Raw genomic sequence first — 20,494 nt, 5'->3', positions numbered from 1 at the left:
CAGCTCGAAGAGGGTGTCCTCGCCGAGGCGGGCCCGGCGGGTACGGGGCCGCAGGGCGTCGCGCATGACGGGGGTGCCGTCGAAGCGCAGTCCGGGGATGCCGTCGCCGAGCAGAACCGGTGCCACGGTGACATAGAGCCGGTGCAGCGCGCGGTCATGAAGAAAGCGCGACACCGTGACGCCGCCCCCCTCGATCAGCACCCGGCCGAGCCCGCGCGCCGCAAGCGCCTCCACCAGGCGCTGCGGCGTGAACGCGGCACGGTCCGGCAGGGTCAGTACGTCAACTCCGTCCGGCGCCGCCCGCCCGTCGCCGGCTTCCGCTCCCACCACCCACAGGGTCGGCGCTGAGCCGTCGGTGAAGACCCGGCGATGCGGAGGTACCCGGCCGTGCGGATCGAGGACGACGCGCACCGGATGCGGTCCGGAGCAGGCGCGCACGGTGAGCTGGGGGTCGTCCGAGACGGCGGTCCCGGCCCCGACCACCACGGCGTCGGTGAGGGCGCGCAGCCGGTGCAGATGACACCGGTCCTCCTCGCCGGTGACGTAGTCGGCGTCGCCGGTGCGGGTCGCGATGAAGCCGTCGAGGCTCTGGCCGAGCTGGGCGATCGTCAGCCGCGGCCCGGCCAGGCAGAGCGGCAGATAGCGGTCGGCGAGTTCGTCTGCCCCGGGGGTGGCGTCCTGCCGCCAGCGCACCGCGCCGCCAGCGTCGCGCACCAGCCCGGCGGCCCGGGCCTCGGCCGCGGTCCGTATGGAGCGCAGACGCCCCCATGCCTGCTCCGTGTCCAGCGTCGTCATCGCGTCTCCGTTTCCTGTCGCTCGCCGACCGCGGAATCGCCGACCGCGGATTCGCCGACCACGGAAAGGTACTCGGCGAAGGATTCGGTGAGTGCGGCGAGTAGTTCCTTTCCCTTGGCGGCGGATGCCAGGGAAGGGCGGCCGATGACACCGGACTCGGTGTACTCGGCCATACCGAGAGTCAGCAGATGCTTCCGGTCGTCGGCGAGACAATCGGAGGTTTCATAACCGGGACGGACGAGTTCGGGATGAGCATGCAACAGGATGGAGGTCTCGACTTCTCCGGCGTGCATATCGCTGTACGACGGGGTGCGGACACCGGCCCTGCTGCGGGCCGTGTCCCAGTCGGCCGAGCCCGGGAAAAGCGCCATGCGGGTACCGGTGCCGGCGGATTCCTGAACAATGTTGCGCAGGACGTAATTTCCGCCGTGCCCGTTCACCAGAATCAGCGAGCCGATACCGGAGCGGCGGAGCGATCCGGCGATGTCGCGCACCACGGAGTACAGGGTCGCGGCGGAGATGGAGACGGTGCCCGGCCAGTCGGCGTGCTCGTGCGAGCAGGACACCGTGACCGGCGGCAGGAGTTGGACCGGGTACGCCGCGGCGATCTCCCGGGCGATGGTGCAGGCGATGACGGTGTCCGTCACCAGCGGGAGATACGCGCCGTGTTGCTCGAAGCTGCCGATCGGCAGGACGGCGACACCGGCCCGCAGGGCCCGCACCTCCTCGGTGGTCGTCTGCGGCAGGAGCCCCGAGGCCCACTGCTCCGGCGTTTCCGAATCACTCATGTTCCACGGGCCTTTCGTTCTTCGTGCTGCGTACTTCGTACTACGGATGCGCGGTCCGTCACCCGGCCGACTTTGCCATTTTCCCCTACGCCACCCGGCGTTTACCAGATAGGGTTGCAACATGACAGCAAGTGATAGCGTGTTGGTCGACAGCGCTCGTCGATCGGATGTCGAACGAGTGGTGAATCTCCGGCTGTCCACCGTGCACGGCGATTTTCTCGCCTACGGCTACCAGGACCATAATCGCGGAGATGAACAGATCGCGCTGGTATACGGCGACGTCAAGGGCGAGGACGCACTGACGCGTGTGCATTCCGAGTGCCTGACCGGAGACGCCTTCGGCTCCCGCCACTGCGAATGCGGCGACCAACTGTCCGCGGCGCTGCGCGCCATCGTGAGCGAGGGGCGGGGCATCCTCGTCTACCTCCGCGGCCACGAGGGCCGGGGCATCGGCCTGCTGGCCAAGCTCCAGGCGATGCAGCTCCAGGCGGAGGGGCTCGACACGGTCGAGGCCAACCTCGCGCTCGGCCTCCCGGACGACGCCCGCGACTACCAGGTGGCGGCGGAGATGCTGCACGACCTCGGGGTGCGCTCCATACGGCTGCTCTCCAACAACCCGCGCAAGCGGGAGGCGCTGCTGCGCCACGGCATCAAGATCAGCGAGCAGGTTCCGCTGCTGATCCAGCCGTGCGAGGAGAACCTGCCGTACCTGCTGACCAAGCGGGAGCGGATGGACCACTACCTGCCGCATCTGGACGGTGTGCTGTCGTCCGTCGACGGCGGCGCCGAGCGGTCCTGAACAGCGCGCGGAGCAGGTGGCGCCGACGGCGCGGCGGGCCTGCCGCGCCGTCGGTGATCTTCGGTGCGCCGGGTCGCGAACGGGCGATCAGCGCACATTTGTCCGATGATGTGAAGCATGGACGTGGAGATCACGCTCCGGGTGGACGGTACGGACCACCGGCTCACCGTCGACACCCGTACGACGCTGCTGGACGCCCTCCGCGAGCGGCTGGGGAACACCAGCCCCAAGAAGGGCTGTGACCACGGCCAGTGCGGCGCCTGCACCATCCTGCTCGACGGCCGCCGCGCGCTGTCCTGTCTGGCGCTGGCGGTGGCGCACCAGGGTGCCGACGTCGTCACGGCCGCCGGTCTCGTGAACGGCGGAGGCGGTGGTGACGGGGAGGGCGACGGCCTGCATCCGCTCCAGCGCTCGTTCATCGCCCATGACGCCTTCCAGTGCGGCTACTGCACCCCCGGCCAGATCTGCTCGGCGGTGGGCATGCTGCGCGAGGCGGCGGCGGGCTGGCCGAGCGCCGTGGCCAAGGATCTGGGCGCCGCCGATGTGGTGCTGGACGACGAGGAGATCGCCGAGCGCATGAGCGGCAACCTGTGCCGCTGCGCCGCGTACGCCAACATCGTCCCGGCCATCGCCGATGTGGCCCACCGGGACGAGGCGGCGGCCCACCGGGACGAGGTGGGGCCGCGATGAAACCGTTCCGCTACGCACCCGCCGACACGGTCGCGGCGGCCGTGACCGCTCTGGCCGAGGAGCCGGAGGCGGCGTATCTGGCCGGGGGCACCAACCTGGTGGACCTGATGCGTCTCGAGGTGGCGACGCCCGAGGTGCTGATCGACGTACGGCGGCTCACCTCGGACCGGATCGAGGAGCTGCCGGACGGGTCGCTGCGCATCGGTGCCGCCGTCCCCAACAGCGATCTGGCCGCCGACCGGCGGGTCCGGCGGCGCTATCCGGTGCTCGCGCAGGCCGTGCTGTCGGGCGCCTCGGGCCAGTTGCGCAACCTCGCCACCACCGGCGGCAACCTGTTGCAGCGCACCCGCTGCGCGTACTTCCAGAACGTGACCACCCCGTGCAACAAGCGCGAGCCGGGGTCGGGCTGTTCGGCGCTGGAGGGCTATCAGCGCGACATGGCGATCCTCGGTGCCTCGCCGTCCTGTGTGGCCACCCACCCCTCCGACATGGCGGTCGCGCTGGCGGCGCTCGACGCCGTCATCTGCGTCCAGGGTGGCGGAGGCGGCCCGGACGGCGAGCGGCGCATCCCGCTGACCGAGCTGCACCGGCTGCCCGACGACACCCCCGAGCAGGACACGGTCCTCGCCCACGGGGAGCTGATCACGGCCGTGGAGCTGCCGCCGCCCGACTTCACCGCCACCTCCCGCTACCGCAAGGTGCGCGACCGCGCCTCGTACGCCTTCGCGCTGGTGTCGGTCGCCGCCGCGCTGGACGTCGCGGACGGCGGGACCGTACGCGACGTACGCATCGCGTTCGGCGGCGTGGCGCACAAGCCGTGGCGGGCATGGAAGGCCGAGGAGTCGCTGTGCGGCGCGCCCGCGACATGGGACAGCTTCCGGGACGCCGCCGCGGCCGAGCTGGCCCAGGCGGATCCGCTGCCGGGCAACGCCTTCAAGGTGGCGCTCGCCCGCAACACCCTCGTCGCCACGCTGCTCGATCTGCTGGAGGACGCCCGATGAGCGAGGTCAGGGAGCGGCCCCGGGCGGTCGGCGCGCCGCTGCGCCGGATCGACGGCACGCTGAAGGTCACCGGCACCGCCACCTACGCCTACGAGTGGCCCGTCGAGCACGCCGTCCATCTCCATCCGCTCCAGGCCACCATCGCTGCCGGGCGGATCACCGGAGTGGACACGGCCGCCGCGGAGGCCGAGCCGGGAGTGCTGGCCGTGCTCACCCATCTCACCGCGCCGCGGCTGACCGTGCCGGACGATCCGGAGCTGGCGGTGCTCCAGTCCGACGAGGTGGCCTGGCGCGGGCAGTTCACCGGCGCGGTGGTCGCGGAGACCCCGGAGGCGGCCCGGTACGCGGCGGGCCTGGTGCGGTTCACCTATGAGCAGCGCCCGCCGGATGTGGCGCTGCGCGAGGACCGCGACGACCTCTACAAGCCGGTGGACGCGGCCCAGTTCGGCCAGGGCGGGGGCGAACTCCAGGACGGCTCCCCCGCCGACAGCGCCGTCGGCGACGCCGATACGGCTCTGGCCGCCGCGCACACCGTGCTGGACGCCGCGTACACCACGCCGATGTACCACAACAACCCGATGGAGCCGCACACCGCCGTGGTCAGCTGGACCGACGGCGAGCTGCTGGTGCACTGCTCCACGCAGGGCGCCACGATGAGCCGCGATCTGATCGCCGCCACCCTGGGGATGGCACCGGGCCGGGTGCGGGTGGTGTCCCCGCACGTCGGCGGCGGCTTCGGGTCGAAGGTGTATCCGCACGCGTACGCGGTACTCGCCGCGATGGCGTCGCGGACCGTGCGCAGGCCGGTCAAGTTCGCGCTGACCCGCCAGCAGATGTTCGCGCTGGTGGGCTTCCGCCCCGCGTCGATCCAGCGGATCCGGCTCGGCGCCGACGCCGGGGGACGGCTGACCGCCGTCACCCATGACGTGGTCGAGCAGACCGCCCGGGCCAAGGGGTATGCCGACCAGACCGCCGTGTGCACCCGGCTCATGTACGCCGCACCGCACCGGCGCACCACCCACCGGCTCGCCCCGCTCGACATCCCGGTGCCGACGATCATGCGGGCGCCGGGCGAGGCGCAGGGCATGTTCGCGCTGGAGTCGGCGATGGACGAGATGGCGCTCGCGTGCGGCATGGACCCGGTGGAGTTCCGCATCCGCAACGAGCCGGACGTCCACCCCGAGTCCGGGCTGCCGTTCTCCAGCCGCCATCTGGTCGCCTGTCTGCGCGAGGGCGCCCGCCGCGCCGGGTGGGAGCGGCGCGATCCGACGCCCCGGGCACGCCGCACGGGCCGCTGGCTGATCGGCACCGGCGTGGCCGCCTCCACCTACCCCTCGCCCCGCCTGCCGGGCAACGCGGCGACGGCCCGGATGGCGCCGGACGGCCACTGCACGGTGCTCATCGCCGCCGCCGACCTGGGCACCGGCACCTGGACGGCGCTCACCCAGATCGCCGCGGACGCGCTCGGCGTGCCGGTCGAACGGGTGGAGCTGCTGATCGGTGACACCACCCTGCCGAACGCCTCCCCCGCCGGTTTCTCCTCCGGCATCAACAGCTGGGGCTCGTCCATCGCCGAGGCCGCCGGCCGCCTGCGCACCCGCCTGGAGACGGACCACGGCGGCGCGATCCCGCCGAACGGCCTGGAGGTCACCGCCGACATGCCCGCGAACCCCGACGCCGAGCGGTACGCGATGCACAGCTTCGGCGCGCAGTTCGCCGAGGTCCGGGTCGACGCGGACACCGGCGAGATCCGCGTGCCCCGGCTGCTCGGGATGTTCGACGTGGGCCGCGTCATCAACCCCAGGACCGCGCGCTCGCAGCTGCTGGGCGGCATGACGCAGGGCATCTCGATGGCGCTGTACGAACACAGCGTGCTGGACCCGCGCTTCGGCCATGTGGTCAACCAGGACTTCGCCCAATACCACATCGCCGCCAACGCCGATGTGCACACGGTCGAGGCCCACTGGGTGGACGAGACGGACCCGCACACCAATGTGATGGGCGCCAAGGGCGTCGGCGAGGTGTGCATCGTCGGCACGGCCGCGGCCATCGCCAACGCGGTGCACCACGCGACGGGTGTGCGGGTGCGCGATCTGCCGATCACCCTGGACAAGCTGCTGCCCTGATCCCCCTTCAGGCCCAGGTGCCGTCCGCGGCGGCCTCGCGCGCGAAGTCGGCGATGTCGCGCGGCTCGCGGCCGAGGGCGCGGCGGGCGCCGTCCGTCACCTGCGCGTTGCGGCCGTCCAGGAGCGTGCCGAACAGCTCGGTCAGGAAGGCGACGAGGTCCTCCGGAAGCCCGGAGCCGCCCAGCATCGCCCCGTATTCCTCGACGGAGACCGGCCTGTAGCGCACCGCGCGGCCGCTCGCCCGGGCGATCTCCCCTGCCGCCTCGGCGAAGGTCAGCGGCCGCGGTCCGGTGAGGTCGTGGACGCGCCCCGCGTGCCCGTCCCCGGTCAGGGCGGCGACCGCGACCTCCGCGATGTCGTCGGCGTCGATGAAGGGCTCCTCGACGTCCCCGGCGGGGAAGACGATCTCGCCGCCGAGCACCCCGTCCCGCAGGATTCCCTCGCTGAAGTTCTGGAAGAACCAGCTCGCCCGGATGACGGTCCACTCGGCGCCGTCCACCGCGACGGCCCGCTCGGCGGGCAGCGTCGCGTCCACGCCGCGCGCGGAGAGCAGCACCAGCCGCCGGGTGCCGCCCCGGACGGCCTGTTCGGCGAAGGCCCGGAGGGTGGCGGCGGCGCCCGGATCGGCGACATCGGGGTAGTACGCGAGGTACGCCGCGCCGGTACCGCGCAGTGCGGGCGCCCAGGTGGCGCGGTCCTCCCAGTCGAAGCGCGGCTCGCCGCCGCGGGAGCCGATCCGCACCGGCCGTCCGGCGGCGGTCAGCCGCTCGGCGATCCGGCGGCCGGTCTTGCCGGTGCCGCCGAGCACCAGGACGGTCTGCCGTGTGTTCTGAGGCGTTGTCATACGGACAGTCAACTGAGCCGTGGTGAGACGGGCCATGGCTGAAAGGCTCGTCCGCATACGCGGGCGTCTACGCTGTGCCCCGGGGGTGGGACATGGACGCGCTGGCGAACCTGCTGGACGGGCCGCGGGCCCGGGAGGCGTTTCTGCTGCGGGCCGTGATGGAGCCGCCCTGGTCGGTGCGGATCGAGGACCGGGCTCCGCTGTGTGTGCTCACGATGGCGCGCGGCGAGGCGTGGGTGGTGCCCGACGCCGGTGAACCGCGGCGGCTGCGCCCGGGGGACGTGGCGGTCGTACGCGGTCCCGATCCGTACACGGTGGCGGACTCCCCTGACACCCCGCCGCAGGCGTGGATCCTGCCGGGCGAGGCGTGCCGGACGGCGGACGGCCGGGATCTGTCCGAGGCGATGGCGCTGGGGGTCCGCACCTGGGGCAATCACGCGGACGGCTCGACGACGATGCTCATCGGCACCTATCTGCTGGAGGGGGAGATCAGCGGGCGGCTGCTGGACGCGCTGCCGCCGCTGCTGGTGCTGACTCGCGAGGTGTGGGACTGCCCGCTGATGCCCTGGCTCGGCGAGGAGATCGTGAAGGACGAGGCGGGCCAGTCGGCGGTGCTGGACCGGCTGCTGGACCTGCTGCTGATCGCCGTGCTGCGAGCCTGGTTCGCCCGGCCGGAGGCGCGGGCCCCGGCCTGGTACCGGGCGCTCGGCGATCCGGTGGTGGGCCGGGCGCTGCGGCTGCTGCAGAACAACCCGGCGCATCAGTGGACGGTGGCGGGGCTGGCCGCGGAGGCGGGTGTCTCGCGTGCAGCGTTGGCCAGGCGGTTCACCGCGCTGGTGGGCGAGCCGCCGATGGCGTATCTGACCGGCTGGCGGCTGGCGCTGGCGGCCGATCTGCTGCGCGAGCCGGACACGACGCTGGCGGCGGTGGCCCGGCGGGTGGGGTACGGCAGCGCCTTCGCGCTGTCGACGGCGTTCAAGCGGGAACGGGGGGTCAGCCCGCGGGGGCGCCGCGTTCGCCGCGGGGTGCCGTTCGGAGGCTGAGCGGGGGGACGCGGAGGCAGCCGTCGGGGCCGCAGGTGGTGGTGCGGTCGTAGAGGTCCATGAGGCGGCGGACGCCGCGGGCGATGTCGTAGCGCTCGACCGCGTCCGGCACCGGGTGCCGTCGGGGGCCGGTGGCGACGTGGCGGCGCAGTTCGTTGGCGAGGGGGGCCGCGCCGGGGGCGAGGCGGCGGGCGGCGGGGGCGGCGTCGGAGGGGAGTTCGTCGAGGGCCGGGCAGACGGTGTACAGCACGGGCAGCCCGGCGGCGAGGGCTTCCAGCGCGGCGAGTCCGAACGCCTCCTCGGCGGACGGGGAGACCAGGACGTCCATGGCGGCCAGCAGCCCCGGCAGCCCGGCGGGGCGGTCGTCGGGGGTGGCCACGGCGCCGTCCCGTTCGCCCAGCAGCCGGACGCGGTCGGCCGCGCCGAGCCGGGCGGCCAGGTCCTCCAGGGCGGGGCGCTCGGGGCCCTCGCCGACCAGCAGCAGCCGGGCGCCGGGGACGGCGGCCACGGCGCGGACCGCGATGTCGAACCGCTTGGCCGGCACCAGCCGTCCGACCGCGCCGACGACGAAGGCGCGGTCGGGGACGGCCAGGCGGGCGCGGGCGGCGGTGCGGGCGGCGGGGGTGAAGCGGAAGTGGCGGGGGTCGAGGGCGTTGGGCACCAGGTGGATGCGGTGGTTGGGGACGCCCCAGTCGCGCAGCCGGTCGGCGACGACGGCCGAGACGGCGACGGTCGCCGAGCCGAGCCGTTCGGCGGCCAGGTAGCGGGCGCGGACGGCGGGGGTCAGGGGGTGACCGTCGAGGCTGCGCTCGCCCAGGGCGTGTTCGGTGGCGATCACGGCCCGTACGCCCGCCAGCCGGGCGGCGATCCGGCCCAGGACGCAGGCCCGGTAGAGGTGGGTGTGCACCAGGTCGTAGCCGCCGGAGCGGATGGTGCGCACCAGAGCGGGCAGCGTCCGCAGCTCGCCCGCGCGGCCGTCCACCGGCAGATGGGTGACCGGGATGCCATCGGCACGGATGCCGTGAGCGGTTCTGCCCGGTGCGGCGAGGGAGACCACGTCGCAGCGCACCGGCACATGGCGCAGCAGCAGCCTCAGTTGCTGCTCGGCGCCGCCCGCGCCGAGGCGGGAGATGATGTGCAGAACTCTCATCGGGCGACCCCGCCCCATCCTCCGTCGTTCCGCCGTCGTATCGCGTTTTTCACGCGATCTCCGACCTTGCCAGAGGGCGGGATGTAAATCACGTAAGACGCGCGCCGATAGGCCGTCAGGGTGGCTTTTCCGTGGCCTCACACCAGCGGCCTCACACCAGGGGCGCGCCGAAAATCCGATGTGCGCAATACCGCCACATCCGATTGTTACCTTCTCATCTCGCGCGATGACATGACGAATGTGGTCCGTCCGGGTCATCGCGGCGCGACATCCGGTTTCCAGACAGCCCCGCGGGAGTGCCCATGTCTGCACAGACCCCCGTCAGAGATTCGAGAAACGCACGAGATCCGCGTCGTGGAGCCGCCCCCGCCGCCGCGCGCCCCGCCGGAAAAGCCGCCGGGCGTAATCCCGGGCACGCCGCCGCGCCCCCGCACGCGCGCACCGCTCCGAAGGCCGCGCACCCCCGCCCGGCCGCGGTGTACGAGTACAAGCGGTACAGCGAGCTGGCGGGCCCGCTGACGGCGCCGCCCGCCGACGGCCCGTACCGGGTGCGCAGCCGCAGCCTGCTGGCGCAGGAGCCGCACCGGCTGCGGGCGGCGCTGCTGCTGTGCGGGGCGCCGGTGTGCTCGGCGCTGCTGCTGTTCTGGCTGCTGCGTCCCGACCACTGGGCGTCGCGCCCCCAGGTGGCGGCGTGGGAGACCGCGGCGGATGTCGCGATGCTGGTCTCGATCGCGCTGATCGAGACGTTCCGGCTGGTCACGGTGGTCTCCAACGCGCATGCGACGCTGGTGGCCCGGGACCCGGTACCGGTGACCCCCGAGCCGGGCACGCGGGTGGCGTTCCTGACGAGTTTCGTACCCGGCAAGGAGCCGATCGCGATGGTCAGGGCCACGCTGGAGGGCGCGGTGCGCATCCGGCACCAGGGGACGATGCACGTCTGGCTGCTGGACGAGGGGGACGACCCGGAGGTCAAGGAGCTGTGCGCGCGGCTCGGCGTACATCACTTCTCCCGCAAGGGCGTCGAGAAGTGGAACCAGCCGAAAGGCGCTTTCCGGGCGAAGACGAAGCACGGGAATTACAACGCCTGGCTGGACGCGCACGGCGACGATTATGAATTCATGGCGTGCGTGGACACCGATCATGTTCCGCTGCCCAACTTCCTGGAGCGGATGCTTGGTTACTTCCGCGATCCGGACATCTCCTTCGTGGTGGGTCCGCAGGTGTACGGAAACTACGACACGGCCGTCACCAAGGCCGCCGAAAGCCAGCAGTTCCTGTTCCACGCGCTGATCCAGCGGGCCGGGAACGCGTACGGAAGCCCGATGTTCGTCGGCACCAACAACGCGGTGCGGATCAGCGCGCTGCGATCCATCGGCGGGCTGTACGACTCGATCACCGAGGACATGGCGACCGGCTTCGAGCTGCACCGCCACCGCAACCCGGCGACCGGCAAGAAGTGGCGCTCGGTGTACACCCCGGACGTGCTCGCGGTCGGCGAGGGCCCCAGCTCCTGGACGGACTTCTTCACCCAGCAGATGCGGTGGAGCCGGGGCACCTACGAGACGGTGCTCAAGCAGTTCTGGAAGGCGCCGTTCACGCTGTCGCCGGGGAAGCTGCTCAACTACGCGCTGCTGATCACGTACTACCCGATGACCGCGGTCAACTGGGTGCTCTCGGCGCTGTCCTGCACGCTGTTCCTGATGCTGGGCGCGGCCGGGCTCGACATCCCGGCCGAGCTGTGGATGATGCTCTACGGCGACGCCGCCATGCTCCAGATCGGGCTGTACATCTGGAACCGCCGCCACAACGTCTCCCCGCACGAGCCCGAGGGGTCGGGCGGACTCGCCGGAATGCTGCTCTCCGCGCTGTCCGCGCCGATCTACGTCAAGTCGCTGTTCGACGCGGTGCTGCGGCGGAAGAGCCGGTTCGTGGTCACGCCCAAGGGCGACTCGTCCAGCCCGGACCGGCTCTCCACGTTCCGCATCCACCTGCTGTGGGGCGGGCTCTTCGGCAGCTCGCTCGCGGCCTCGTTCTACCTCGGGCACACCCACGCGGCGATGCGGACGTGGGCCGTCCTCGCGCTCGCGCTGTGCCTGGCGCCGGTGGTCATCTGGTCCGGCGGGGTGCTGCGGGACCGGCGCCGCCCGGTGGCGGCGCCGGCCGTACCGACCGCGCGCGCGGACAGCCCCTGCCCGTGCACCCCGGCGAAGGACCCGGACGCGGTGTGCGCCCTGTGACGCCGGGGGTGCGGTGACGGCGGACGCGGCAGCGCGTCTCAGTGGTGGCCCGGGCCATGCCCCTGACGGTGGCCCGGGCCGTGTGCGTTACGGGCCAGGCCGAGCGCGTACTCGGGCCACCAGCGGCCCGCCGGGGGGCCGCCGTTGCACATCCCGTCGGATTCGCCGGGCCGCTTGATCCACAGGTACGCGTCCACCAGCCGGTCCCCGGTGCGGGTGCTCGGCGGATGGCCCAGCGCCCGCCCCGGCGGGTTGCACCAGGCACCCGCCGGCCGGGCCGAGTGCCGGGCGGCGCCCTCGCGCCGCAGCGGGCCGTTGCCGTTGCGGCTGGTGTCGATGACGAAGTGCGATCCGCCGACCGCGCGGGACAGCCGGTGGCCGTAAGCCTTGGTGCGGCCGGTGCGCTGGAAGTTGGCGACGTTCAGGGAGAAGCCGTCCGCCTGCTCGATGCCGCTCTTGAGCAGCGGCACCATCAGCCGGGCGGGGTTCTTGATCCAGCCCGCGTTCCCGGCATCCAGATACACCCGTACGCGGGGCAGCGCGGCGAACGCGGCGACCGCGTCGCGCAGCATCGTCAGCCGGGCGCGGACCATGCGGCGGGGCACACAGCGGTCGACGACCTGCGCCACCGCGTCCGGCTCCAGCACGACGAGCGCCTTCCGGTCGCCGATGCCGAGCGCGATCTGCTCGATCCACCTCCGGTAGGCCGCGCCGTTCGCCGCGCCGCCCGCCGAGTGTCCGCCGCAGTCCCGGTACGGGATGTTGTAGGCGACCAGCACCGGGATGGTGCCGGTCCGGGACGCCGATTCGGTGATGAAGCGCACCCGTTCACGAGGGGGCTGCGGGCCGAGCCATTCGGCGACCGGCTGCTGTGCGATCCGGCGGATCAGCTCGGCGTCACCGTTCCCGCTCCCGTTCTTCCCCTCGTCCTGTCCCGCACGGACCTGCCGGGCGGCCGGGCCGTCCGGATTCACCCAGAGCCCGCCCCGCCGCGGCGGCGGGTCGAGCATCTGGCATCCGCTCAGCGGCACCATCGCCACGACACCACATGCGGCGACTGTCACCAATCGCCGCATAACCGACATTTTTGGATCTTTTTCGCGCATGCGAGGCATCATGGCACCGTGTGCCGTCGGTTCAGCGGACGCGGCGTACGGGGTGTCCGCCGTCGCGGTCGGGGTCGTGGCCGCCGTCGCCGTCGTCCTCCGTACGCCACAGCGGATGCTCACGGGCCGCCCACCGCGGGTCGACCCGCCCGGTGCGCATCCCGCGCCGCGCCTCCGGATCGGCGAGTGCCTTCCCGATGTGCCCGATCACCACGATGCCGACGGCCAGCGCCAGCCAGTCGTGGACGAACGTGGCGCTGGTGCGCCACATCAGCGGGGCGAGCCCGGTGAACCACATCAGCGATCCGGTGGCCGCCATCACCAGGACCGCGCCCGCGGTCCAGGCGGCGTACACCTTCTGGCCCGCGTTGAACTTGCCCGCCGGGCGCTCGACGGGGCTGTGGTCGCGGCGCAGCGCGGCACGCAGCCAGCGGCGGTCGTGCGGTCCGAAGCGGTTGAGGCGGCCCAGATCGGCCCGGAAGGCGCGGGAGGCGAGGCCGATGAGGGCCGGGACGGGCGTCAGGATGCCGGTCCACTCGTGGACGGTGACCACGAGGAAGCGGCGGCCCACGAGTTCGGCCAGGGCGGGCACGTACAGACAGGCCGCGCTCACCACGCACACGCCCAGCAGCGCTGCCGTGGTGCGGTGGATCCAGCGCTCGGCGGGGCTGAAGCGGCGCACCGTGCGCGCGGCGACCGCCGAAGGCGCCGTGGCGGCCTTGGGCAGCCGGGGTTCAGACAGTGGGGGCATCGTCGCGTCCGTTCGACTTGCCGACCCAGGCGTCCACGTCGTATCCGCGGTCCTCCCAGTAGCCGGGGCGCACCTCGTCGGTGACGGTGATGCCGGAGAGCCACTTCGCCGACTTGTAGAAGTACATGGGCGCGACATAGAGCCGGACCGGGCCGCCGTGCGAATGGCCCAGCGGCTTGTCCTGCATCCGCAGCGCCACCAGGACGTCCGGGCGGCGCGCCTGGTCGAGGGTCAGGCTCTCGGAGTACGCGCCGTCGAAGCAGGTGAACCGGACCGCCTTGGCGCGCGGGCTCACCCCGGCGGCGTCCAGCAGCGTCGACAGCCGCACCCCCTCGAACGGTGTCTTCGGCACCCGCCACCCGGTGACGCACTGGACGTCCCGGACGAGCCGGGCCTGCGGGAGCGCGCGCAGCTCGGCGAGCCGGTAGGCGGCGGGCTTGTCGACGAGCCCGCCGACGGTGAGGCGGTAGTTGGTGGCGTCCTTGTGCGGGACGGAGGAGGTCACCGAGTAGTAGCGGAACCCGCCACCGTTGGGCAGCAGCCCGGTCACCCCGGTGGGGTCCTTGTCGGACAGGGCGCCGAGCGTCTCCTCCAGGCCGCGCTGGGCCCAAGGGGCGACGGCCATACCGGCGGCGCCGAGGCCGAGCATGGAGAGGAGGATGCGGCGGCCGACGGGGGCGCCGCTGTCGTCGTGCTCGTCACCGCCGGGTACGCCGTCGGCGGGGGTTGCGTCCATGTCCTGATGACACCACCGGGTGGCGCGGCGCGCCATCGTCTGTGGCTTTTCGTCAGACTTCCGTCAGATGTGAACGCGCCCGATGACCGTGTCCGGTCACGACACCGCGTCCGGTCACGACACCGCCCTGGCCGCCGCGCGGCCCGCCGTCCGGCCCGAGAAGAGGCAGCCGCCCAGGAAGGTGCCCTCCAGCGACCGGTAGCCGTGCACGCCCCCGCCACCGAAGCCCGCCGCCTCGCCCGCCGCGTAGACGCCGGGCAGCGGCTCCCCGCCGTCGGTCAGCACCCGCGACGACAGGTCCGTCTCCAGACCGCCCAGCGTCTTGCGGGTGAGGATGTTGAGCCGCACCGCGATCAGCGGGCCCGCCTTGGGGTCGAGGACGCGGTGCGGGGCGGCAGTGCGGATGAGCCGGTCGGCGACGTACTTACGGGTCCCGCGCAACGCGGTGACCTGGAGGTCCTTGGTGTAGGGGTTGGCGATCTCGCGGTCCCGGGCGACGATCTCGCGGCGCAGCTCGGCCTCGTCGATGAGCGGTTCCCCGGTCAGCGCGTTCATCCGCCGTACGAGGGCGGGCAGCGAGCGTTCGACGATGAAGTCGGCGCCGTGGTCCATGAACGCCTGGACAGGACCCGGCGCCCCGGCCCGGCCGCGCCCCAGCACATCGCGGACGCTCTTGCCGGTCAGGTCCGGGTTCTGCTCGGAGCCGGAGAGCGCGAACTCCTTCTCGATGATCTTCCGGGTGAGGACGAACCAGGTGTAGTCGTACCCGGTGCGCATGATGTGTTCGAGGGTGCCGAGGGTGTCGAAGCCGGGGAAGAGCGGGACCGGGAGCCGCCGTCCGCGGGCGTCGAACCAGAGGGACGAGGGGCCGGGCAGGATGCGGATGCCGTGCCGGGGCCAGATCGGGTTCCAGTTCTCGATGCCCTCGGTGTAGTGCCACATCCGGTCGCGGTTGATGAGGCGGGCCCCGGCGGCCTCCGCGACGCCGAGCATCTCGCCGTCCACGTGGGCCGGGACGCCGGAGATCATCCGCTCGGGCGGGGAGCCGAGGCGCTCGGGCCAGTTGGCGCGGACGAGGTCGTGGTTGCCGCCGATGCCGCCGGAGGTGATGATCACGGCCTGGGCGCGCAGCTCGAAGGAGCCGGTCACCTCGCGGCTGCTGGCCGTGCCCCGCTCGGCGTGGCTCGGCTCCAGCACCTCCCCGGTGACGGTGTCGACGGCGCCCGCGCTGCGCGCGAGCCCGGTGACCCGGTGCCGGAAGCGCAGATCGACCAGGCCGCGGGCGGCCGCGGCGCGCACCCGGCGCTCGAAGGGGGCGACGACGCCGGGTCCGGTGCCCCAGGTGATGTGGAAGCGGGGTACGGAGTTGCCGTGCCCGGTCGCGTCGTAGCCGCCGCGCTCGGCCCAGCCGACGAGGGGGAACAGCCGCAGCCCCTGGGCGTGCAGCCAGGACCGCTTCTCGCCCGCCGCGAAGTCCACGTACGCCTCGGCCCAGCGGCGCGGCCAGTGGTCCTCCTCGCGGTCAAAACCGGCCGTGCCGAGCCAGTCCTGCCAGGCGAGTTCATGGCTGTCGCGGACGCGCAGGCGGCGCTGTTCGGGCGAGTCGACGAGGAAGAGGCCGCCGAAGGACCAGTGGGCCTGGCCGCCGAGCGACTGCTCGGGCTCCTGGTCGAGCAGGATGACCTTGCGGCCCGCGTCGGCCAGCTCGGCGGTGGCCGCGAGGCCCGCCAGGCCCGCCCCGACCACGATCACATCCGCGTCGTACGCCATGGTTGGTGGTGTCCCGTCCTCGTCAGCCGGTCGACGGTGTCGTCGGTGCGATCCTGCCTACCGGTCAGTACGGCGTCAACTGGTGCGGATGCAGGGGTGAGAGCGCTTTCCGGACACGGTCGACCCCGGGCGATAGCTCTCTTGTGCAGCAAAACGGAACAATCCCTCATCACTATTGGACAGGGTTCAGCCAAAGCGGCATCATCAACGACCATGGCTGACCGCTCCGTTGAGCAACCCGGGCCGCCTTACCCGGCGGACAAGCGCATCGTGAATCCGACACTTGTCACCCCCGGTCCCCAGCCTCTCGAGGCGGGTGACTCCCCCGTCGCCCCGCACATCCTCCAAGGCGAGGTCCTGGGACCCCGGCACGCCCGCGCCCGCCGTCGCGGTATCGACCCGCGGCGCAAGGCTGCCGCCGGGGCGATCCTGCTGTCCGCCACCGGCGCGGCCACCGCGCTGTTCATGCTCATGGGCAAGGACGCGCGCGAGGCCCAGGCCGCCGGCCCGGGGCACGACTCCTCGTCCGCCGTCCCCGACGATCCCGAGCCGAAGGCCGCCGCGTACGGCGACTCCGCCAAGGGCGACAAGCCGCTGCGGGGTACGCGCACCTCCGAACCCGCGGCCCCGGCGCCCGCCGCGAAGCCGACGACGCAGGCCCCGGCCGCCCCCGCAGCCGAGCGCCGCGCCCCGTCGTCCGGCCAGCAGTCCAGGCCCGCCTGGCCCGCGGCGGCCGAACAGTGGCGGGAACGGGCCGAGAAGTGGCGGCAGTGGGCCGCCGAGCAGGCCAGGCAGCGGGCGGAACAGCAGGCCAACGGCCAGGGACAGGGCCAAGGGCAGGGCCAGGGACAGGGCCGCTGGGGGAACGGCCAGGGCAACGGCGGCTACCCGGGCGGCGGCTCCGGCCCGTACGGCCAGGGCGGCCAAAGCCAAGGCCGAGGCCAAGGACAGGGCGGCCCGGGCTCCGGGTCCGGCCCGTACGGGGGCCACGGCGGCCAGGGCGGGCCCTACGGCGGTGGCCCCTCGCGCTGACCGCGGCGCGATCTGCTTGTATGGCTGCATGCCTGACCAGGAGCCGCTTTCCGCCGACGAACTGCTGGACATCGTGGACGAGCAGGACCGGGTGATCAGCCAGGCCCGTCGCGGTGACGCCACCGCCCACCGGCTGCGCCACCGCTGCGCCTTCGTCCTCGCCCGCGACGCGGAGGGCCGCGTCTTCGTCCACCGCCGCACCGACCGGAAGCTCGTCTTCCCCTCCCTGTACGACATGTTCGTCGGCGGGGTCGTCGCCGCGGGCGAGAGCTACGACGAGGCGGCGCTGCGGGAGGCGGAGGAGGAGCTGGGCGTCCAGGGACTCCCCGCGCCCGTACCGCTGTTCTCCTTCCTCTACGACACTCCCGAACACACCTGGTGGTCCCGGGTCTACGAGGTCCGCTGCGACCTTCCGGTCTCACCGCAGGCCGACGAGGTCGCCTGGCACACCTTCCTCACCGAGGAGGAGCTGGAGCGGCGGCTCACCGAGTGGGAGTGGGTTCCGGACGGCGCGGAGGCGTACCGGCGGCTGAAGGAATGGCGCGGCGAGAGGCCCACCCCGTGACCGGAGGACGACCGTGACCGGGGGCAGACTCGCGGACACCATGGCGAACGTCCGGCTGTGGTTCGCGCCCGAACGGCTCCGCGAGGAGGGCGACACCCCCGACTACCGCTTCTCGCTCGCCAACGAGCGCACCTTCCTGGCCTGGCTGCGCACCGCGATGGCCCTGGTGGGCGGCGGTTTCGCGGTCGACCAGTTCCTGCCGGACACCGGCCGGGCACTCCGGCTGACCCTCGCGCTGGTGCTGCTCGCGGGCGGTGCGGTGTGCGCGCTGCGCGCCATCAACCACTGGATCCGCTGCGAGCGGGCCATGCGGCGCGGCGAGGATCTGCCGGTGTCGCGCTTCCCGGTGATGCTGGGGCTGGCCGTCGGGGTGGTCGCGCTGCTGATGGTGATCGTCGTCGCCGTGGGCTGGGGCGGATGACCACGCCGGTGCGGGACCCCGGGCTCCAGCCGGAGCGCACCCGGCTGGCGTGGCGGCGTACGACGCTGGCGTGCGCCGTGGCCGCCTCGCTCGCCGGGCGGCAGACCCTGCACGCGGGGCTGGGCCCGCTCTCGGTGCTCGCCCTGTCCCTGGTCGTCCTGTCCTGGCTGGCCTTCGTGGCGGTGGCCCACCGCCGCATCCGCCGGCTGCACGCCGCGCGCCCGCCCCTGCTGGCCTCGCGCGCGGCGGCGGCCGCGGTGGGCTGTGTGCTGGCGGCGGCGGTGTGCGGTGCGGCGATGCTGCACTAGGGGATGTGCCAGGGGCCTTTGCCGATCAGTCGACCGTGATGACGATCTTGCCGCGGGTGTGCCCCTCCGCATTGCGCGCCTGCGCCTCCGCCGTCCGCTCCAGCGGGTACGTCGCCGCCACCTCGACCCCCAGCGCGCCGCGCTCGGCGAGGTCGGTCAGGTCCTGGAGGTCGGTGGGGTCGGGGCGGACGAAGACGTAGTGGCCGCCAAGGCCGAGGACCGCGGGGTCGGCGATGGACGCCAGCCGCCCACCGGGGGCCAGCACCTCCGTGGAGGCGGTGAGGGCGTCGCCGCCGACCAGGTCGAACGCGGCCTGCACCCCGTCCGGGGCGAGCGCCCGCACCCGCTCGGCGAGCCCGTCCCCGTACACGGTCGGCTCGGCGCCCAGCGTCCGCAGATAGTCGTGGTTGCGCTCCCCGGCGGTGCCGATGACGCGGGCGCCCAGATGCCGTGCCAGCTGCACCGCCATCGAGCCGACGCCCCCGGCGGCCGCGTGCACCAGCACCGTCTCGCCCTCGGCGACCCGCAGCGCGCCGACCAGCGTCTGGTAGGCCGTCAGCCCGGCCAGCGGGATGCCGGCGGCCTGCTCGAAGGAGAGGTTCCGCGGCTTGCGGGCGATCGTGCGCAGGGGCGCGGCCACGTATTCGGCGCAGGTGCCGCGGGACAGGAAGTCCTCGCGCACGTACCCGATCACCTCGTCCCCTGGCCGGAACCCGGTCACCGCAGGCCCGGTCTGCTCCACCACCCCGGCGACGTCCCAGCCCGGGATGACCGGGAAGACGGCGTCCAGCACGGGGTCGAGATAGCCCGCCTGCGCCTTCCAGTCGACGGGGTTCACGGCGGCGGCCCTGACCTTGATCAGCACCGAGTCGGGCCCGACCTTGGGGTCCCGGACCTCGCCGAATTCGAGGACCTCGGGGCCGCCGTAGCGGCGGTAGCTGATGGCCTTCATGGTGGCTGCTCCTCGCGGTGCTCGGGGTTTCTGCGGTTCCTGGTCGCGTTCGCCGGGCGATCTCTCCCTACGACGCTCCTGCTCGCGAACCGCCACCGCAAATCCACCCGGCGTGCCATCAGGCATACGTGCGATACGGGACCTGGGCCGCGGCCGGGGGCAGCGCGGCCCGCGGCTCCGCGCCCGCGAACCAGAACCCGAGCAGGAACGCGGCCGTGGCCTCCAGATGGCGGGCCCGCTCCAGCGGCCCGCCGTCCAGCGGTACGCACCCCATGTCGCGCACGAGGGTCCGTACGGCCTCCAGCGCGCCCTCGTCGTCCCCGCACAGCGGCACCGCGAGCGGGCCGTCGGCGAAGACCGGCGGGGTCATCCGCCACACCGAGTCCGCGCACAGGTTGAACCCCTTCACCACGTGCGCGCCCACCGCCTGTTCGGCGATCCGCTCCGCCACCCCGGGGCCGCCGTCGGTGGCGAGGACGAAGCGGCCGGGGACGATCGCGTTGGTGCAGTCGATCAGCGCCCGGCCGCGCAGCGTCCCCTCCCCCGCGCCCGCCGCCTCCAGCGTGGCCGACACCCCTTCGTACGCGACCGCGAGCAGCGTCACCTCGCCGGACCCGGCGGCCTCGCGCAGCGATCCGGCGCGCGCCCCGTGGCCGATCCGCTCCGCGAGGGCCTGTGCGGCGGCGGGGTTGCGGCCGCCGACGCACAGCGTGTGGCCCGCCCGCGCCCACTGCCCCGCCAGCGCCTCGGCCATGGTTCCCGTGCCCAGCACTCCGATCCGCATCGCGCGGCCTCCTCCTCGCTCATGAGGCGGCGGGTGCCGCCTGCTGGAGAAGGACACTAGGAAGTCCGTTGCGCACCCCGCGGTGTCCAACGGATCGGCTAGGACGGCCACCAGGAGGCATATATGACGACCACCCCGCGCCCCTTGCCCACCGGCCGGTTCATCGCCGACTGCCGGGCCCGGATCGGGTTCGACCTGCTGACCCGCACCTGGACGGCCGTGGTGCTGTTCGGGCTGCGCGAGGGGCCGCGCCGCCCCGGTGAGCTGCGCGCGGCGATCGGCGGTATCAGCGCCAAGGTGCTCAACGAGACGCTGCGCAGGCTGGAGGACGACGGGCTGGTGGAGCGGCACCGGTACGCGGAGGCTCCGCCGCGCGTCGAGTACGGGCTGACGCCGCTGGGCCGCACCCTGCTGGGGCCCGTCGAGGCGCTGGGCGCCTGGGGGATCGCGTACGGCGACGCGGTCGTCGCGGCACAGGAGCGCGCCGAGCTGCGGCGGGAGGGACGGGAGGGAAACGGGGACGGCCGCACACTGGACTACATACCGACTGGTCGGCATCATGAGGTGGACATGGAATGAGCGACCGGGAACGCACC

General features: G+C 73.1%; 20 protein-coding genes and 1 pseudogene. 11 read left to right on the top strand and 10 right to left on the bottom strand.

Annotated elements, in window-relative coordinates; translation table 11 throughout:
• Positions 1 to 153: 153 nt before the first annotated feature.
• A pseudogene (locus ACH4TL_RS23075) lies at positions 154 to 795 on the bottom strand (RibD family protein); the annotation flags it as partial.
• Positions 792 to 1,583 carry a creatininase family protein gene (locus ACH4TL_RS23070; protein ID WP_398317162.1) on the bottom strand — a complete coding sequence of 264 codons (792 nt, stop codon included), beginning with the start codon at positions 1,581 to 1,583 and terminating at the stop codon, positions 792 to 794. The pseudogene ACH4TL_RS23075 and the gene ACH4TL_RS23070, both read right to left, overlap by 4 nt.
• Positions 1,584 to 1,704: 121 nt before the next feature.
• Between ACH4TL_RS23070 and ribA the strand changes: the two genes are divergently transcribed.
• The 4 genes from ribA (at position 1,705) to ACH4TL_RS23050 (ending at position 6,199) form a co-directional block, all read left to right on the top strand.
• Positions 1,705 to 2,382, top strand: a complete 678-nt coding sequence (ribA, locus tag ACH4TL_RS23065; RefSeq protein WP_009719142.1) for a GTP cyclohydrolase II — start codon at positions 1,705 to 1,707, stop codon at positions 2,380 to 2,382.
• A gap of 117 nt (positions 2,383 to 2,499) precedes the next feature.
• On the top strand, positions 2,500 to 3,072 hold the full coding sequence (locus ACH4TL_RS23060; protein WP_398317158.1) for a 2Fe-2S iron-sulfur cluster-binding protein: 573 nt from the start codon (positions 2,500 to 2,502) through the stop codon (positions 3,070 to 3,072).
• On the top strand, positions 3,069 to 4,073 hold the full coding sequence (locus ACH4TL_RS23055) for an FAD binding domain-containing protein (RefSeq protein WP_398317155.1): 1,005 nt from the start codon (positions 3,069 to 3,071) through the stop codon (positions 4,071 to 4,073). The genes ACH4TL_RS23060 and ACH4TL_RS23055 overlap by 4 nt, the downstream gene beginning before the upstream one ends.
• A complete protein-coding gene (locus ACH4TL_RS23050; protein WP_398317152.1) occupies positions 4,070 to 6,199 on the top strand; it encodes a xanthine dehydrogenase family protein molybdopterin-binding subunit in 2,130 nt (709 codons plus the stop codon). The genes ACH4TL_RS23055 and ACH4TL_RS23050 overlap by 4 nt, the downstream gene beginning before the upstream one ends.
• 7 nt (positions 6,200 to 6,206) lie before the next feature.
• On the opposite strand, the gene ACH4TL_RS23045 is transcribed toward ACH4TL_RS23050, so the two are convergent.
• Complete coding sequence (locus ACH4TL_RS23045; protein WP_398317149.1) at positions 6,207 to 7,043, bottom strand: NmrA family transcriptional regulator; 837 nt, start codon at positions 7,041 to 7,043, stop codon at positions 6,207 to 6,209.
• 92 nt (positions 7,044 to 7,135) lie between these two features.
• On the opposite strand from ACH4TL_RS23045, the gene ACH4TL_RS23040 reads away from it, so the two are divergent.
• Positions 7,136 to 8,086, top strand: a complete 951-nt coding sequence (locus ACH4TL_RS23040) for an AraC family transcriptional regulator (protein WP_398317146.1) — start codon at positions 7,136 to 7,138, stop codon at positions 8,084 to 8,086.
• Here the strand turns inward: ACH4TL_RS23040 and ACH4TL_RS23035 are convergent.
• The gene (locus tag ACH4TL_RS23035) at positions 8,037 to 9,236 is read right to left on the bottom strand and encodes a glycosyltransferase (RefSeq protein ID WP_398317143.1); all 1,200 of its coding nucleotides are present in this window, start codon (positions 9,234 to 9,236) and stop codon (positions 8,037 to 8,039) included. The two genes, ACH4TL_RS23040 and ACH4TL_RS23035, sit on opposite strands and share 50 nt — an antisense overlap.
• Positions 9,237 to 9,538: 302 nt before the next feature.
• On the opposite strand from ACH4TL_RS23035, the gene ACH4TL_RS23030 reads away from it, so the two are divergent.
• Positions 9,539 to 11,473, top strand: coding sequence for a glycosyltransferase family 2 protein (locus tag ACH4TL_RS23030; protein WP_398317140.1), 1,935 nt, complete (start codon positions 9,539 to 9,541; stop codon positions 11,471 to 11,473).
• A gap of 38 nt (positions 11,474 to 11,511) precedes the next feature.
• On the opposite strand, the gene ACH4TL_RS23025 is transcribed toward ACH4TL_RS23030, so the two are convergent.
• The 4 genes from ACH4TL_RS23025 to ACH4TL_RS23010 form a co-directional block, all read right to left on the bottom strand.
• Positions 11,512 to 12,579 (bottom strand): glycoside hydrolase family 6 protein, encoded by a 1,068-nt coding sequence (locus ACH4TL_RS23025; RefSeq protein WP_398317137.1) that lies wholly within the window; start codon positions 12,577 to 12,579, stop codon positions 11,512 to 11,514.
• Between the two features lie 31 nt (positions 12,580 to 12,610).
• Positions 12,611 to 13,330, bottom strand: coding sequence for a cytochrome b/b6 domain-containing protein (locus ACH4TL_RS23020; RefSeq protein WP_398317134.1), 720 nt, complete (start codon positions 13,328 to 13,330; stop codon positions 12,611 to 12,613).
• Positions 13,314 to 14,066, bottom strand: coding sequence for a molybdopterin-dependent oxidoreductase (locus ACH4TL_RS23015; RefSeq protein WP_398317131.1), 753 nt, complete (start codon positions 14,064 to 14,066; stop codon positions 13,314 to 13,316). The genes ACH4TL_RS23020 and ACH4TL_RS23015 overlap by 17 nt, the downstream gene beginning before the upstream one ends.
• A 114-nt stretch (positions 14,067 to 14,180) precedes the next feature.
• Complete coding sequence (locus ACH4TL_RS23010; RefSeq protein ID WP_398317128.1) at positions 14,181 to 15,836, bottom strand: FAD-binding dehydrogenase; 1,656 nt, start codon at positions 15,834 to 15,836, stop codon at positions 14,181 to 14,183.
• Between the two features lie 270 nt (positions 15,837 to 16,106).
• On the opposite strand from ACH4TL_RS23010, the gene ACH4TL_RS23005 reads away from it, so the two are divergent.
• Genes ACH4TL_RS23005 through ACH4TL_RS22990 form a run of 4 tightly spaced genes read left to right on the top strand, consistent with a single transcriptional unit; the run spans position 16,107 to position 18,162 of the window.
• Complete coding sequence (locus tag ACH4TL_RS23005) at positions 16,107 to 16,868, top strand: hypothetical protein (RefSeq protein ID WP_398317125.1); 762 nt, start codon at positions 16,107 to 16,109, stop codon at positions 16,866 to 16,868.
• A 28-nt stretch (positions 16,869 to 16,896) separates the two neighbouring features.
• A complete protein-coding gene (locus ACH4TL_RS23000) occupies positions 16,897 to 17,433 on the top strand; it encodes an NUDIX domain-containing protein (protein WP_398317122.1) in 537 nt (178 codons plus the stop codon).
• A gap of 40 nt (positions 17,434 to 17,473) precedes the next feature.
• Positions 17,474 to 17,854 (top strand): YidH family protein, encoded by a 381-nt coding sequence (locus ACH4TL_RS22995; protein WP_398317744.1) that lies wholly within the window; start codon positions 17,474 to 17,476, stop codon positions 17,852 to 17,854.
• Positions 17,851 to 18,162 carry a DUF202 domain-containing protein gene (locus tag ACH4TL_RS22990; protein WP_398317119.1) on the top strand — a complete coding sequence of 104 codons (312 nt, stop codon included), beginning with the start codon at positions 17,851 to 17,853 and terminating at the stop codon, positions 18,160 to 18,162. Before ACH4TL_RS22995 ends, ACH4TL_RS22990 begins: the two co-directional genes overlap by 4 nt.
• Before the next feature lie 25 nt (positions 18,163 to 18,187).
• On the opposite strand, the gene ACH4TL_RS22985 is transcribed toward ACH4TL_RS22990, so the two are convergent.
• Both ACH4TL_RS22985 and ACH4TL_RS22980 read right to left on the bottom strand, forming a co-directional pair.
• On the bottom strand, positions 18,188 to 19,114 hold the full coding sequence (locus ACH4TL_RS22985; protein WP_398317116.1) for an NADP-dependent oxidoreductase: 927 nt from the start codon (positions 19,112 to 19,114) through the stop codon (positions 18,188 to 18,190).
• Between the two features lie 118 nt (positions 19,115 to 19,232).
• Complete coding sequence (locus ACH4TL_RS22980; protein WP_398317113.1) at positions 19,233 to 19,898, bottom strand: NADPH-dependent F420 reductase; 666 nt, start codon at positions 19,896 to 19,898, stop codon at positions 19,233 to 19,235.
• Between the two features lie 123 nt (positions 19,899 to 20,021).
• Here ACH4TL_RS22980 and ACH4TL_RS22975 point away from each other — a divergent pair, with 123 nt between their 5' ends.
• Complete coding sequence (locus ACH4TL_RS22975; protein ID WP_398317110.1) at positions 20,022 to 20,477, top strand: winged helix-turn-helix transcriptional regulator; 456 nt, start codon at positions 20,022 to 20,024, stop codon at positions 20,475 to 20,477.
• Positions 20,478 to 20,494 lie beyond the last annotated feature (17 nt).

The sequence above is a fragment of the Streptomyces sp. NPDC021115 genome, assembly GCF_044333065.1.
In the GTDB taxonomy this organism is placed as follows: Bacteria; Actinomycetota; Actinomycetes; order Streptomycetales; family Streptomycetaceae; genus Streptomyces.
Note: the sequence above shows the minus strand (reverse complement) of the source record. Positions and strands in the feature narration are given on the sequence as shown.

Excerpts from the sequence above, each read along its gene's own strand:
- ACH4TL_RS22995 (WP_398317744.1), top strand. The coding sequence starts at position 17,474 with ATGGCGAACGTCCGGCTGTGGTTCGCGCCCGAACGGCTCCGCGAGGAG.
- ACH4TL_RS23000 (WP_398317122.1), top strand. The coding sequence starts at position 16,897 with ATGCCTGACCAGGAGCCGCTTTCCGCCGACGAACTGCTGGACATCGTG.
- ACH4TL_RS23010 (WP_398317128.1), bottom strand. The coding sequence starts at position 15,836 with ATGGCGTACGACGCGGATGTGATCGTGGTCGGGGCGGGCCTGGCGGGC.
- ACH4TL_RS23025 (WP_398317137.1), bottom strand. The coding sequence starts at position 12,579 with ATGCGCGAAAAAGATCCAAAAATGTCGGTTATGCGGCGATTGGTGACA.
- ACH4TL_RS22990 (WP_398317119.1), top strand. The coding sequence starts at position 17,851 with ATGACCACGCCGGTGCGGGACCCCGGGCTCCAGCCGGAGCGCACCCGG.
- ACH4TL_RS23030 (WP_398317140.1), top strand. The coding sequence starts at position 9,539 with ATGTCTGCACAGACCCCCGTCAGAGATTCGAGAAACGCACGAGATCCG.
- ACH4TL_RS23055 (WP_398317155.1), top strand. The coding sequence starts at position 3,069 with ATGAAACCGTTCCGCTACGCACCCGCCGACACGGTCGCGGCGGCCGTG.
- ACH4TL_RS22985 (WP_398317116.1), bottom strand. The coding sequence starts at position 19,114 with ATGAAGGCCATCAGCTACCGCCGCTACGGCGGCCCCGAGGTCCTCGAA.
- ACH4TL_RS22980 (WP_398317113.1), bottom strand. The coding sequence starts at position 19,898 with ATGCGGATCGGAGTGCTGGGCACGGGAACCATGGCCGAGGCGCTGGCG.
- ACH4TL_RS23070 (WP_398317162.1), bottom strand. The coding sequence starts at position 1,583 with ATGAGTGATTCGGAAACGCCGGAGCAGTGGGCCTCGGGGCTCCTGCCG.
- ACH4TL_RS23040 (WP_398317146.1), top strand. The coding sequence starts at position 7,136 with ATGGACGCGCTGGCGAACCTGCTGGACGGGCCGCGGGCCCGGGAGGCG.
- ACH4TL_RS23045 (WP_398317149.1), bottom strand. The coding sequence starts at position 7,043 with ATGACAACGCCTCAGAACACACGGCAGACCGTCCTGGTGCTCGGCGGC.
- ACH4TL_RS22975 (WP_398317110.1), top strand. The coding sequence starts at position 20,022 with ATGACGACCACCCCGCGCCCCTTGCCCACCGGCCGGTTCATCGCCGAC.
- ACH4TL_RS23050 (WP_398317152.1), top strand. The coding sequence starts at position 4,070 with ATGAGCGAGGTCAGGGAGCGGCCCCGGGCGGTCGGCGCGCCGCTGCGC.
- ACH4TL_RS23035 (WP_398317143.1), bottom strand. The coding sequence starts at position 9,236 with ATGAGAGTTCTGCACATCATCTCCCGCCTCGGCGCGGGCGGCGCCGAG.
- ribA (WP_009719142.1), top strand. The coding sequence starts at position 1,705 with ATGACAGCAAGTGATAGCGTGTTGGTCGACAGCGCTCGTCGATCGGAT.
- ACH4TL_RS23020 (WP_398317134.1), bottom strand. The coding sequence starts at position 13,330 with ATGCCCCCACTGTCTGAACCCCGGCTGCCCAAGGCCGCCACGGCGCCT.
- ACH4TL_RS23060 (WP_398317158.1), top strand. The coding sequence starts at position 2,500 with ATGGACGTGGAGATCACGCTCCGGGTGGACGGTACGGACCACCGGCTC.
- ACH4TL_RS23015 (WP_398317131.1), bottom strand. The coding sequence starts at position 14,066 with ATGGACGCAACCCCCGCCGACGGCGTACCCGGCGGTGACGAGCACGAC.